This window comes from Sphingobium sp. RAC03, assembly GCF_001713415.1.
In the GTDB taxonomy this organism is placed as follows: Bacteria; Pseudomonadota; Alphaproteobacteria; order Sphingomonadales; family Sphingomonadaceae; genus Sphingobium.
The window spans coordinates 162,069-174,991 of sequence record NZ_CP016456.1 but is presented as its reverse complement, the minus strand read 5'-3'; the positions used below and the strand labels follow the sequence as shown (position 1 = coordinate 174,991).

General features: G+C 62.0%; 13 protein-coding genes. All 13 read left to right on the top strand.

Features of this window, described 5'->3' with window-relative positions:
* Nucleotides 1-16: 16 nt before the first annotated feature.
* Nucleotides 17-685 (top strand): complex I 24 kDa subunit family protein, encoded by a 669-nt coding sequence (locus tag BSY17_RS05435; protein ID WP_069064734.1) that lies wholly within the window; start codon nt 17-19, stop codon nt 683-685.
* A 121-nt stretch (nt 686-806) separates the two neighbouring features.
* The gene (locus tag BSY17_RS21495) at nt 807-956 is read left to right on the top strand and encodes a hypothetical protein (RefSeq protein ID WP_171899191.1); all 150 of its coding nucleotides are present in this window, start codon (nt 807-809) and stop codon (nt 954-956) included.
* Nucleotides 956-2,302, top strand: coding sequence for an NADH-quinone oxidoreductase subunit NuoF (gene nuoF, locus BSY17_RS05430; protein ID WP_069064733.1), 1,347 nt, complete (start codon nt 956-958; stop codon nt 2,300-2,302). The genes BSY17_RS21495 and nuoF overlap by 1 nt, the downstream gene beginning before the upstream one ends.
* Complete coding sequence (locus BSY17_RS05425; protein ID WP_037473960.1) at nt 2,299-2,529, top strand: hypothetical protein; 231 nt, start codon at nt 2,299-2,301, stop codon at nt 2,527-2,529. The genes nuoF and BSY17_RS05425 overlap by 4 nt, the downstream gene beginning before the upstream one ends.
* 1 nt (nt 2,530) lies before the next feature.
* A complete protein-coding gene (nuoG, locus tag BSY17_RS05420; protein ID WP_069064732.1) occupies nt 2,531-4,537 on the top strand; it encodes an NADH-quinone oxidoreductase subunit NuoG in 2,007 nt (668 codons plus the stop codon).
* 130 nt (nt 4,538-4,667) lie between these two features.
* Entirely contained in the window at nt 4,668-5,717 is a 1,050-nt protein-coding gene (gene nuoH / locus BSY17_RS05415; protein WP_069064731.1) for an NADH-quinone oxidoreductase subunit NuoH, read from the top strand.
* Nucleotides 5,714-6,199: an NADH-quinone oxidoreductase subunit NuoI gene (gene nuoI / locus BSY17_RS05410; RefSeq protein WP_069064730.1), complete on the top strand. Its 486-nt coding sequence runs from the start codon at nt 5,714-5,716 to the stop codon at nt 6,197-6,199. Before nuoH ends, nuoI begins: the two co-directional genes overlap by 4 nt.
* A 29-nt stretch (nt 6,200-6,228) precedes the next feature.
* A complete protein-coding gene (locus BSY17_RS05405) occupies nt 6,229-6,840 on the top strand; it encodes an NADH-quinone oxidoreductase subunit J (RefSeq protein ID WP_037473975.1) in 612 nt (203 codons plus the stop codon).
* Nucleotides 6,837-7,142: an NADH-quinone oxidoreductase subunit NuoK gene (nuoK, locus tag BSY17_RS05400; protein WP_069064729.1), complete on the top strand. Its 306-nt coding sequence runs from the start codon at nt 6,837-6,839 to the stop codon at nt 7,140-7,142. Before BSY17_RS05405 ends, nuoK begins: the two co-directional genes overlap by 4 nt.
* Before the next feature lie 10 nt (nt 7,143-7,152).
* Nucleotides 7,153-9,204 (top strand): NADH-quinone oxidoreductase subunit L, encoded by a 2,052-nt coding sequence (gene nuoL / locus BSY17_RS05395; protein ID WP_069064728.1) that lies wholly within the window; start codon nt 7,153-7,155, stop codon nt 9,202-9,204.
* A complete protein-coding gene (locus tag BSY17_RS05390; RefSeq protein WP_069064727.1) occupies nt 9,204-10,772 on the top strand; it encodes an NADH-quinone oxidoreductase subunit M in 1,569 nt (522 codons plus the stop codon). Before nuoL ends, BSY17_RS05390 begins: the two co-directional genes overlap by 1 nt.
* Nucleotides 10,772-12,208: an NADH-quinone oxidoreductase subunit NuoN gene (nuoN, locus tag BSY17_RS05385; RefSeq protein WP_069064726.1), complete on the top strand. Its 1,437-nt coding sequence runs from the start codon at nt 10,772-10,774 to the stop codon at nt 12,206-12,208. Before BSY17_RS05390 ends, nuoN begins: the two co-directional genes overlap by 1 nt.
* A 44-nt stretch (nt 12,209-12,252) precedes the next feature.
* Entirely contained in the window at nt 12,253-12,912 is a 660-nt protein-coding gene (locus tag BSY17_RS05380) for a biotin--[acetyl-CoA-carboxylase] ligase (protein WP_069064725.1), read from the top strand.
* Nucleotides 12,913-12,923: the final 11 nt, after the last annotated feature.

The following is a 12,923-nucleotide window of genomic DNA, read 5'->3' as shown; positions in this document are numbered from 1 at the left end:
TGCGGATACGGAATTAATGGCTGACGCACCCCATATCCCCGACGAAACCGAAACCCGCGCGCGCTGGGGCAATTTCGCGTGGACGGCGGAAAATGCCGAGCAGGTGAAGACGATCATCGCCCGCTACCCCGCCGATCGCCAGCAATCAGCGGTCATGCCGCTGCTCGATCTCGCCCAGCGGCAGGTCGGCGCGGAGACGCAGACGCAAGGCTGGCTGCCCGTGCCGGTGATGGAGTTTATCGGCGACCAGCTCGATATGCCCTATATGCGCGTCTACGAAGTCGCGACCTTCTATACCATGTACAACTTGGCGCCCGTCGGCCGCTATCATGTGCAGGTGTGCGGCACGACGCCCTGCATGTTGCGCGGTTCCGACGATGTGTTCGCGGCGTGCAAGAATAAGGGTCTGGTGAAGGGCGCGACCACGCCCGACGGGCTGTTCACGCTGACCGAAGTCGAGTGCCTGGGCGCCTGCGCCAATGCGCCGATGGTCCAGATCAACGACGATAATTTCGAAGATCTGACCTATGACAGCATGAGCGCGGTGTTGGAAACGCTCGCCGCTGGCGGCCAGCCCAAGATCGGCCCGCAGATCGAGCGCCAAACGAGTTGCCCGGAGGGTGGCCCGACGGCGCTCAAGGACATGGTCGCTGAAAATCATGATTATCGGGGGGAGTGGGCGTGATCCGTTTGGCTTTCCCCCAATGTCCGTTCGCTTCGAGCGAAGTCGAGAAGCGGCTAGCGCTGCGCGGGCGTGTCTCGACTTCGCTCGACACGAACGGATGTGGTGTATCGGGGGCCGCCGCATGAGCGCCCTCGTTGCCATCATCCTGGGCCTCATCGTTTTCGTGATCGCGCTCAAGATCATCGGCGCGGTGTTGGGGCTGGTCATCGGGCTGGGCCTCGCCGTTGTCGCATATTTCGTGGCTGAAAAACTGATCGGAAAGGGCCGCTGATGGCCGACGACACCGCAATTGCTGCGCCGCCTCCTCAGCCGCCGTTCGTCGGCCCGTTGGAGGACAGGGACCGCATCTTCACCAACGTCCATGGTTTTCAGGATTGGGCCATCGATGCGGCGATGAAACGCGGCGATTGGGACAATACCAAGGATCTGCTGAGCCTGGGCCAGGACGCGATCATCGACATCATCAAGGCGTCGAACCTGCGCGGCCGTGGCGGCGCTGGCTTCCCGACCGGCATGAAGTGGAGCTTCATGCCCAAGGAAAGCAAGGATGGTCGTCCAAGCTTCCTGGTCATCAACGCCGACGAATCCGAGCCGGGTAGCTGCAAGGACCGAGAAATCGTCCGCCACGATCCGCACAAGCTGATCGAAGGCGCGTTGATCGCCGGGTTCGCGATGCGCGCGCGCGCCGCCTATATCTACATCCGTGGCGAGTTCATCTACGAAGCCAAGGTGTTGTTCGCGGCGGTCGAGCAGGCCTATGCCAAGGGCTTCATCGGCAAGAATGCCTGCGGTTCCGGCTATGATTTCGACGTCTTCGTCCATCGCGGCGCGGGCGCTTATATCTGCGGCGAGGAAACCGCGCAGATCGAAAGCCTGGAAGGCAAGAAGGGCCAACCCCGTTTGAAGCCGCCTTTCCCGGCGGGTGCGGGCCTCTATGGCTGCCCCACCACAGTCAACAATGTCGAAAGCATCGCGGTTACGCCGACGATCCTGCGGCGTGGCGCGGCCTGGTTCAACCGCTTCGGGCGCGAGGGCAATCGCGGCACCAAGCTGTTCCAGATCAGCGGCCATGTGAACAAGCCCTGCGTGGTCGAGGAATCGATGTCGATCCCGTTCCGCGAACTGATCGACCGTCATTGCGGCGGCATCCGGGGCGGGTGGGACAATCTGCTGGCGGTCATTCCCGGCGGCTCCTCGGTCCCCCTGGTCCCCGCGCGCGAAATCATGGACGCGCCGATGGACTTCGACGGGTTGAAGGCGCTCGGCTCCGGCCTCGGCACCGCCGCCGTCATCGTCATGGACAAGTCCACCGACATCGTCCGCGCCATTTCGCGGCTGTCCTATTTCTACAAGCATGAAAGCTGCGGCCAATGCACCCCCTGCCGCGAAGGCACGGGCTGGATGTGGCGCGTGATGGAACGGCTGCGCACAGGCGAAGCGGAACTGTCCGAAATCGACATGCTGCATCAGGTCACCAAGCAGGTCGAAGGCCACACCATCTGCGCGCTCGGCGACGCGGCGGCCTGGCCGATCCAGGGCCTGATCAAGCATTTCCGGCCGGAAATCGAGCGCCGGATCAATGAGCGCGGCATGCCTGTGATGGAGGCGGCGGAGTGAGCGATGACCGCACAGACCTGATGCTGGAAATCCTGAAATCCATTCAGGGTGACATTTCCGCGATCAAGCGTGAACAGGCGTCGCAGGGCATTCGCCTCCATGCGATGGAGGATCACCAACGCGGTATCATGACGTCAATTTACGGTATGCAATCCGATATTGCGGATCTGAAAATTCGGGTCGATCTGATCGAGAAGCGCCTTGGCCTTCAGGATACGGAACACTGATATGCCTAAAGTCAAAGTAGACGGCGTAGAACTGGAAGTCCCGGCGGGCGCGACTGTCCTCCAGGCGTGCGAGCTGGCGGGGAAGGAAATTCCGCGTTTTTGCTATCATGAGCGGCTGTCCATCGCGGGCAATTGCCGCATGTGCCTGGTCGAAGTGAAGCCCGGCCCGCCCAAGCCGCAGGCGTCGTGCGCGCTGCCCGCTGCTGAAGGGCAGGACATCCGCACCGACAGCGAAATGGTCAAGAAGGCGCGCGAAGGGGTGATGGAGTTTCTCCTCATCAACCATCCGCTCGATTGCCCGATCTGCGATCAGGGCGGCGAATGCGATTTGCAGGACCAGTCGGTCGCCTATGGCCGCGGCGCGTCGCGATATGACGAAAATAAGCGCGCGGTGACCGAGAAGAATATGGGGCCGATCGTCAAGACGGTCATGACCCGCTGCATCCAGTGCACCCGTTGCGTGCGCTTTGCCGAGGAAGTCGCGGGTGTGCCGGAAATCGGCGCCATCTATCGCGGCGAAAATATGCAGATCACCACCTATCTGGAACATGCCGCGAAGAGCGAGCTGTCCGGCAATGTGGTCGATCTCTGCCCGGTCGGTGCGCTGACCAGCAAGCCCTATGCGTTCGAAGCGCGGCCGTGGGAATTGAAGAAGACCCACGCCATCGACGTGATGGATGCGGTCGGCACCAACATCCGCCTCGACAGCCGGGGTCGTCAGGTGCTGCGCGCGGTGCCACGCATCAATGACGACGTGAACGAGGAATGGGCGTCGGACAAGACCCGGCACAATGTCGATGGTCTGGTCCGCAAGCGGCTCGACAAGCCCTATGTCCGCAAGGACGGCAAGCTGGTGCCCGCGACCTGGAACGAAGCGTTCGCGGCGATCGCGGCGGTGCCGCATGGCGGCAGCGTGGCGGCGATCGCGGGCGATTTGCTCGATTGCGAAACCATGTTCGCGGGTAAGGCACTGGTCGAAAAGCTCGGCGGCACGATGCTCGAAGGGCGTCAGACGGGCCTCGCCTATGACGTGTCAAGCCTGTCGTCGGTGGTGTTCAACACGCCGCTCGCTGATCTGGAAGATGCGGATGCCATCCTGCTGGTCGGCACCAACCTGCGCTGGGAAGCGCCGCTGGTGAACACGCGCATCCGCAAGGCGATCAAGAAGGGCGCGAAGGTCTTTGCCGTCGGGCCAGAAGTCGATCTGACCTACAAGGTCGAATGGCTCGGCAATGACGCGTCGCTGCTTGCCAAGCTGCCGGAAGCGGTGGTCGAGGCATTCGGCAAGGCTGCGCGGCCCGCGATGATCGTCGGCGGTGGCGTGCTGGCCAAGGACGGCGCGCATGGCGACACGCTGGCGTTGGTCGAGACGCTGGGCCTCATCAAGGACGGCTGGAACGGCTATAATGTCCTGCATTTCGCGGCGGCGCGCATGGGCGGGCTGATGCTCGGCTTCGCAACCGCTGGCGGGATCAAGGCGATCGCGGCGGCCAAGCCGAAGCTGCTCTTCGCGCTGGGCGCCGACGAAGTCGATTATGCTGCCTTCCCCGACAGCTTCAAAGTCTATGTCGGCCATCATGGCGACAAGGGCGCACATGCCGCCGACGTGATCCTGCCGGGGGCGAGCTATGCCGAAAAGGCAGGCACCTATGTCAATCTGGAAGGTCGCGTCCAGCGCGGCGAAAAGGCCGTGTTTGCGCCGGGCGACGCCCGCGAGGACTGGTCGATCCTGCGCGCTTTGTCCGACGTGATGGGCGTCAAGCTGCCGTTCGACAGCTTCGATGCGCTGCGGGCGGAAATGGCCAAGGCCGTGCCGGCGCTCGGCGTCGAGGGTCTCGCCCATTATGGCTGGTCCATGCCATCGCTGCCGACCGGCGCGACCGGCGAATTCGGGTCGCCGATCAAGGATTTCTACCTCACCAACGCCATCTGCCGCGCCAGCCCGACGATGCAGCAATGCTCGGCCGAACTGGTCCACGGCGTCGAATTTGCGGAGGCGGCGGAATGAGGATCGCAAATACCACTCCGTTCGCCCTGAGCCTGTCGAAGGGCTCCACCGAGCGTGGCGAGGTGCCTTCACTTCGTTCAGGCGAGGGCTTCGACAAGCTCAGCCCGAACGGTTTTGAGGTTCAGGAATAATGACCGCTTTCTTCCAAAATCTGGGCATGCCGTTCGAGGGCGCCTGGCTGCTGTCGACCATCATCGGCATTCTCGTCATCGCCTTGCCGTTGATGCTGGCGGTCGCGATGATCATCTATGCCGATCGCAAGATCTGGGCGGCGATGGCGCTGCGCCGTGGTCCCAACGTTGTCGGCCCGTTCGGCCTGCTGCAATCCTTCGCGGACGGCCTCAAGGTCTTTCTGCAGGAAACCATCATCCCGTCGGCGTCGAACAAGGCGCTGTTCCTGATCGCGCCGATCATCACCTTCACCGTCGCGCTGATGGCCTGGGCCGTCGTGCCGTTCGATGTCGGCGTCGTGCTGGCGGACATCAATGTCGGCTTGCTCTACATCTTGGCGATCAGTTCGCTCGGCGTATACGGGATCATCCTGGCGGGTTGGGCCTCCAACTCCAAATATCCCTTCTATTCCGCGATCCGCGCCAGCGCGCAGATGATCAGCTATGAAGTTTCGATCGGCTTCATCATCATCACCGTGGTCTTGTGGGCGGGCAGCTTCAATCTGAGCGCCATCGTCGAGAGCCAGAAGGGCTATTATGGCTTCATCAACGGCAACGGCTTCAACCCGCTGCTCTTCCCGATGGCGGTTATGTTCCTGATTTCGGCGCTGGCCGAAACCGCGCGCGCGCCCTTCGATCTGACCGAAGCGGAAAGCGAGCTAGTCGCGGGCTATCAGACCGAATATTCGTCCATGTCGTTCGCGCTCTACTGGCTTGGCGAATATGCCAACGTCATCCTGATGTGCGCGCTCAACGCCATTCTCTTCTGGGGTGGCTATCTGCCCCCGTTCGATTGGGCGCCGCTTTATTATGTGCCCGGCATTATCTGGCTATTCGCCAAGATCCTATTCTTCTTCTTCGTCTTCTCCTGGGTGAAGGCGACGGTGCCCCGCTACCGGTATGACCAGCTGATGCGGCTGGGCTGGAAAATCTTCCTGCCTACCTCGCTCTTCTTCGTCTTCCTGGTGTCGGGCTTCCTCATGCTGACGCGCTATGGAGGCGCCCAATGAGCCTCGGATATTACGTCAAGAGCTTCACCCTCTGGGAGTTTGTGAAGGCACACGCCCTGACCTTGAAATATTTTTTCAAGCCCAAGGCGACCATCAACTACCCCTATGAGAAGAACCCGATTTCGCCGCGGTTCCGGGGCGAACATGCGTTGCGTCGCTACCCCAATGGGGAAGAGCGATGCATCGCGTGCAAGCTGTGCGAAGCTGTGTGCCCGGCGCAGGCGATCACCATCGAAGCGCAGCCGCGCGATGATGGCAGCCGCCGCACCACCCGCTACGACATCGACATGACCAAGTGCATCTATTGCGGTTTCTGCCAGGAAGCCTGCCCGGTGGACGCGGTCGTCGAAGGCCCGAATTTCGAATTCGCGACCGAAACCCGCGAGGAGCTGATCTACGACAAGGGCAAGCTTCTTGAAAATGGTGACAAGTGGGAACGGGCGATCGCCGCGAACCTTGCCGCCGACGCACCCTATCGTTAAGCCGCGCGGCCTAAGGGGATATTGATCCAGTGATTCACGTGCTTGCCTTTTACCTGTTCGCCATTTTGGTGGTGTGCAGCGGCGCGCTCACCATCCTGTCGCGCAATCCGGTCCATTCGGTGCTGTGGCTGATCCTGGCGTTTTTCAACGCGGCGGGTCTGATGATCCTGATCGGTGCCGAGTTCATCGCGATGCTGCTCGTCATTGTGTATGTCGGCGCGGTCGCGGTACTGTTCCTGTTCGTGGTCATGATGCTCGACATCGACTTTGCCGAATTGCGCGCCGGGTTCGTCAGCTATCTGCCCTTCGGCCTGCTGATTGCCCTGGTGCTGCTGGCGGAGATCGTGCTGGGTATTGGCTTGTGGAGCGCGGGTCCGATCGAGCTGGCGCAGCGCGCCGCGCCGACCGACCCTGACATGTCGAACATCAAGGCGGTGGGGACGTTGCTCTACACGCGCTATATCTTCCTGTTCGAAGCGGCGGGTCTCGTCCTGCTGGTCGCCATGATCGGCGCGATCGTCCTGACTCATCGTGCCCGTGGCGGCGTGAAGGGCCAGAATATCGCCAAGCAGAACCGCCGCCGTCCGCAGGACGCGGTCCGCAATATCAATCAGCCCACAGGGCAGGGGGTGGAGCTGTGATCGGCCTTCAACATTATCTGGTGGTCAGCGCCATCCTGTTCGTGATGGGGGTGCTGGGCATCTTCATCAACCGCAAGAACATCATCATCATCCTGATGGCGATCGAGCTGATCCTGTTGAGCGTGAACATCAACCTCGTCGCCTTCAGCGTCTTCCTGGGCGACATGCTGGGGCAGGTGTTCAGCATGTTCGTGCTGACCGTCGCGGCGGGTGAGGCGGCCATCGGCCTTGCCATCCTCGTCATTTACTTCCGTGGTCGCGGCACCATCGCCGTCGACGATGTCAACCGGATGAAGGGCTGAGCCTTACAACATGATCCAGCTTATCGTCCTTCTTCCGCTGCTCGCAGCCATCATCGCCGGTCTTGGCAACAAGGCGCTCGGCAAGCTGCCGGCCAAGATCATCACCACCGGCGCGCTGTTCATCTCGTGCGCGCTGAGCTGGCCCATCTTCCTGTCGTTCGTCGCAGGCGACGGGCAGGCTTATGTCGCGCCGCTCTTCACCTGGATCCAGTCGGGCAGCTTCGACGCCCAATGGGCGCTGCGGGTCGACACGATGACGGCGGTCATGCTGGTGGTCATCACTAGCGTCTCCAGCCTCGTCCACCTCTATAGCTGGGGCTATATGGATGAAGAGCCGGATCAGCCGCGCTTCTTTGCCTATCTCTCACTCTTCACCTTCGCGATGCTGATGCTCGTGACCGCGAACAATCTGCTCCAGATGTTCTTCGGGTGGGAAGGCGTGGGCCTCGCTTCCTATCTCCTCATCGGTTTCTGGTTCCGCAAGCCCAGCGCCAATGCCGCAGCGATCAAGGCGTTCGTCGTCAACCGCGTCGGCGATCTTGGCTTCATGATGGGTATCTTCGGCACCTATCTGGTGTTCAACACCATCTCGATCCCCGAAATCCTCGAAATGGCCCCGTCGATGGCGGGCTCGACCATCGGCTTCCTTGGTGCGCGCTTCGACACGATGACCGTGCTGTGCCTGCTGCTGTTCATCGGCGCGATGGGCAAGTCGGCGCAGCTTGGCCTGCACACCTGGTTGCCGGACGCGATGGAGGGGCCGACGCCTGTGTCGGCGCTGATCCACGCCGCGACCATGGTGACCGCGGGCGTGTTCATGGTGTGCCGCCTGTCGCCGATGTTCGAAACCTCGGAAACGGCGCTGACCGTCGTCACCTATGTCGGCGCGGCGACCTGCCTGTTCGCCGCCACCGTCGGCACCGTGCAGACCGACATCAAGCGCGTCATCGCCTATTCGACCTGTTCGCAGCTCGGCTATATGTTCTTCGCGGCAGGCGTTGGTGCCTATGGCGCGGCGATGTTCCACCTCTTCACCCACGCCTTCTTCAAGGCGCTGCTGTTCCTTGGCGCAGGTTCGGTCATCCATGCGATGCACCATGAGCAGGATATGCGCTATTATGGTGGCTTGCGCAAAAGCATCCCCATCACCTTCTGGACGATGACGCTTGGCACGCTCGCCATCACCGGCGTTGGCTTGCCGATCATCGGCATCGGTTTTGCGGGCTTCTATTCGAAGGACGGCATCCTCGAAGCGGCCTATGCCGCTGGCGGGGCGGGGACCGGCGCGTTCTTGGTCGGCGTGTTTGCGGCCTTGCTCACCAGCTTCTATAGCTGGCGCCTGGTATTCCTGACCTTTTTCGGAAAGCCGCGCTGGGCCGCGTCCGAACATATCCAGCATGCGTTGCATGACTCCCATGGGCATGACTCGCACGGGCATGACGCTCATCATGACGATCACGTGCATGATGATCACCATCATGCGCCCGCAACCGGGACCGGCGGCTATCATCCGCATGAAAGCCCCTGGGTCATGCTGGTGCCGTTGATCGTGCTGAGTATCGGCGCGGTGTTCGCGGGCCTCGTCTTCCACGACCAGTTCATCGGATCAGAAGGCGGCATCGCTTTCTGGCAGGGGTCGCTGGCGTTCGACAGCCATCTGATGCACGCCGCGCATGAAGTGCCGACCTGGGTCAAATTCTCGCCCTTCACGGTGATGCTGACCGGCCTTGCCATCGCGTGGCTCGCCTATGTCAAGAACACCGACTGGCCGCAGCGCTTCGTGGCTCAGTTCGGCGTCCTCTACACCTTCCTGCTCAACAAATGGTATTTCGACGAGCTGTACAACCTGCTCTTCGTCAAGCCTGCCTTCGCCATCGGCCGCTTCTTCTGGAAGTTCGGTGACGTCGGTTTCATCGACCGCTTCGGACCCAATGGTCTGGCTGCGCTGGTCGTGCAGGGCAATAAAGTGACCCGTCGGCTCCAGTCCGGCTATCTTTACACCTACGCGCTGGTGATGCTGATTGGCCTCGCCGCTGCCGCAACCTGGGCGATGACACGATAATGGACGGCTTCCCCATCCTTTCCTTGATGATGGCAGTGCCGATGGCGGGGGCCATCGCCTGTCTGTTCGTGGGCGCGAACAACGCGCGCTGGATCGCGCTGATCGCGACCCTCATTGATTTCGTGCTGGGCATGGCCCTGTGGGCGAATTTCGACCAGTCGGGCAGCGGCGCGCAGTGGCAGTTTCAGGAATATGCGCCGATCTTCGGCAAATTCGCCTGGGCGCTCGGCATCGATGGCATCGCCCTGATGCTGATCGCGCTCACCGTATTCCTGATGCCGATCTGCATCGGCGCGAGCTGGCGCGCGATCGAAAAGCGCGTCGGTGAATATATGGCGGCCTTCCTGTTCATGGAGGTGCTGATGATCGGGGTCTTCGCGGCGCAGGATCTCTACCTCTTCTACATCATGTTCGAAGCCGGCCTCATCCCGATGTATCTCATCATCGGCATCTGGGGCGGTGCGGATCGCATCTACGCCAGCTATAAATTCTTCCTCTACACGTTGCTCGGCTCGGTCCTGATGCTGATCGCGATGATGTGGATGGTGCATGAAGCAGGGACGACCGAAATCCCGGCGCTGATGGCCTATAATTTCGACCCCGCTGTCCAGACCTGGCTGTTCCTTGCCTTCTTCGCCAGCTTCGCGGTCAAGATGCCGATGTGGCCGGTCCACACTTGGCTGCCCGACGCGCACGTTCAGGCACCGACCGCAGGGTCCGTCATCCTGGCGGGCGTGCTGCTGAAGATGGGTGGCTATGGCTTCATCCGCTTCTCGCTGCCGATGTTCCCCGAAGCTTCGGCGCAGCTCGCGCCTTTGGTCTGGGGCCTGTCGATGGTGGCGGTGGTTTACACCAGCCTCGTCGCACTCGTGCAGTCCGACATGAAGAAGCTGATCGCTTACTCCTCGGTCGCGCATATGGCGATCGTGACCGTCGGCCTGTTCGCCTTCAACCAGGCGGGCATTGAAGGCGCGATGATGGTGATGCTGGGCCATGGTCTGGTCGCGGGCGCGCTGTTCCTGTGCGTCGGCGTCATCTATGACCGTCTGCATACGCGCGAGATTGCGCGCTATGGCGGCCTGTCGATCAACATGCCGCGCTACGCCCTGCTGTTCCTCTTCTTCACCATGGCGTCGGTCGGCCTGCCCGGCACGTCCAACTTCGTCGGCGAATTTCTGGCGCTGATGGGTATTTATCAGGCATCGACCTGGGTTGCGCTGGTCTGCACCACGGGCATCATCCTTGGCGCGGCCTACATGCTCTACCTCTACCGTCGCATCTGCTATGGTGAGCAGATCAATGCCGACGCGGCCGCCATGCCCGACCTGTCAGCGCGCGAACTGTGGCTGCTGGCTCCCATCGCCGCCGTCGTCTTGTGGATGGGCATCTATCCCGAAAGCTTCCTCGCGCCGATGCGTCCTGACATCGTTGCGCTCGAAGCCCGCCTCGCGCCCGCCGCACCGGCAGGCGATGCTCAGATCAAGCTGGGCGCGCCCAAGCCTGCTGGCGAAGCCCATCATGGAGACGCCTCTGCGCCCTCACATTCAGCGTCGGGGGAGGCGCACTGATGATTGACTCCACTTCCCTCCTGGCGGTCATGCCGGAACTCGTGCTGACCGTTGGTGGCCTGATCCTTTTGATGATCGCCGGTTTTGGCGGAGACGGCACTGCGCGCCTGGTCAACAGCCTGTCGGTGGTGACGCTGATCGGTGCGGGCTTTGCGCTGCTTTGCTCGCTGGCTCATGGCCCCGATGCGTTTGACGGGCTGTATCGCGCGGACGCCTTCTCGGTTTACGCCAAGGCGTTGATCTATGGTGCGGCCGCCTCAGCGATCCTGCTGGCACCGCGCTTCTTCTCGACCGATGGCATGTTGCGTCCCGAATATCCGATCTTGATCGTCTTTGCCGCCGTCGGCATGGGCATGATGGTGTCGGCGGGCGACATGTTGACGCTCTATGTCGGCCTCGAAATGAACAGTCTGGCCTCTTATGTCCTCGCCAGCTTCATGCGGCAGGATGGGCGCTCGTCCGAAGCAGGCCTCAAATATTTCGTGCTGGGTTCGCTTGCGAGCGGCATCCTGCTCTATGGCATCTCGCTGCTCTATGGTTTCACCGGCAGCACCACGTTCGACGGCATCGCCGTCGCGCTGGGTGGCGGCGTCAGCAAGGGAGCGTTGTTCGGCCTTGTTTTCGTACTGGCGGGCCTCGCCTTCAAGATCAGCGCCGTGCCGTTCCACATGTGGACGCCCGACGTCTATGAAGGGGCGCCGACCCCGGTCACGACCTTCTTCGCCAGTGCGCCCAAGGTTGCGGCTATCGCCCTGACCGTGCGCGTCGCGATCGAGGCGCTCGGCCCGGCCGGTCTGGATTGGCAACAGATCGTGATCTTCGTGGCGCTGGCCTCGATCATCTTCGGTGCGGTCGCCGCCATCGGTCAGAGCAATATCAAGCGTCTGATGGCCTATTCGTCGATCAACAATGTCGGCTTCGCGCTGATCGGCCTCGCTTGCGGCACCCCCGCCGGTGTGGCCGCGACGATGGGCTATATGGCGATCTACGTCATCATGACGATCGGTGCCTTCGCCTGCATCCTCCAGATGCGCGATGCCGACGGCAAGCCGGTCGAGACGATCGCCAGCCTCGCGGGCCTGTCGCAATCGCGCAAGGGTCTGGCCGCGGCCTTCGCCATCTTCATGTTCTCGATGGCCGGTATTCCGCCGCTCTTCGGCTTCTGGGCGAAGTTCCTGGTGTTCGACGCTGCGGTCGCAGCGGGCCTGACGGCGCTGGCCGCCGTCGGCATCGCGGCTTCGGTGATCGGCGCTTTCTATTATCTCAAGATCATCAAGACGATCTATTTCGATGAGCCCACCGCCGCCTATGAGGCAAAGGGTGGCGCGGTCGAGAATATCATCCTGACCGCCTGCGCTGCCGTCATCGTGCTGGGCTATCTGCTCAACCCCATGCTGGACCAGGCGAGCGCTGCCGCGGCGGCGTCCTTGTTCTGACCGATATACGCCTCGTCGAGGATACCGTATCGACCAATGCCGACATGCTGGCATTGGTCGATACTGGCATCAGCGAAGGAAGCTGGCTGCGTGCCCGACGTCAGAGCGGGGGCAGGGGGCGGATGGGCCGCACATGGGATAGCCCAGTCGGCAATCTCTATTGTTCCACACTGGTCCGGTTGCAGCCGGGTGACCCGCTACCCCATACGTTGGCACTGGTCGCGGCTAACGCCGTTCATGCCCTTGTTGCGCCGCTATGTGCCGGACAAGCGCGGATCAAATGGCCCAATGACATATTGGTCGACGGCGCGAAGATCGCGGGCATCCTGCTCGAACGCACCGGTGACGCCATCATCGTCGGCATCGGTATCAACGTCACCGACCATCCGGTCAATCTCGACCGTCCCGTCACCAGCCTGAGCGCTCAGGGCGTGGTCGATTCCGATGCCGGGGCGCTGCTCGACCGACTGGCCCAGATTTTCGCTCATTGGCTCGCCATCTGGCGCGCGCAGGGCTTAGACCCGGTGCGTACCCATTGGCTGCTCAACGCCCACCCCACCGGTACGCCGATGCGTGTGCAACAACCCGACGGCATTACGGTGGAAGGCGCTTTCGATACGCTCGATCGCCAGGGCATGCTCATCCTGCGCTTGGCGAACGGGCAGAGCCGTGCCATTCACGCCGGTGACATCTTTCTCATCTGACCCAAGGACCG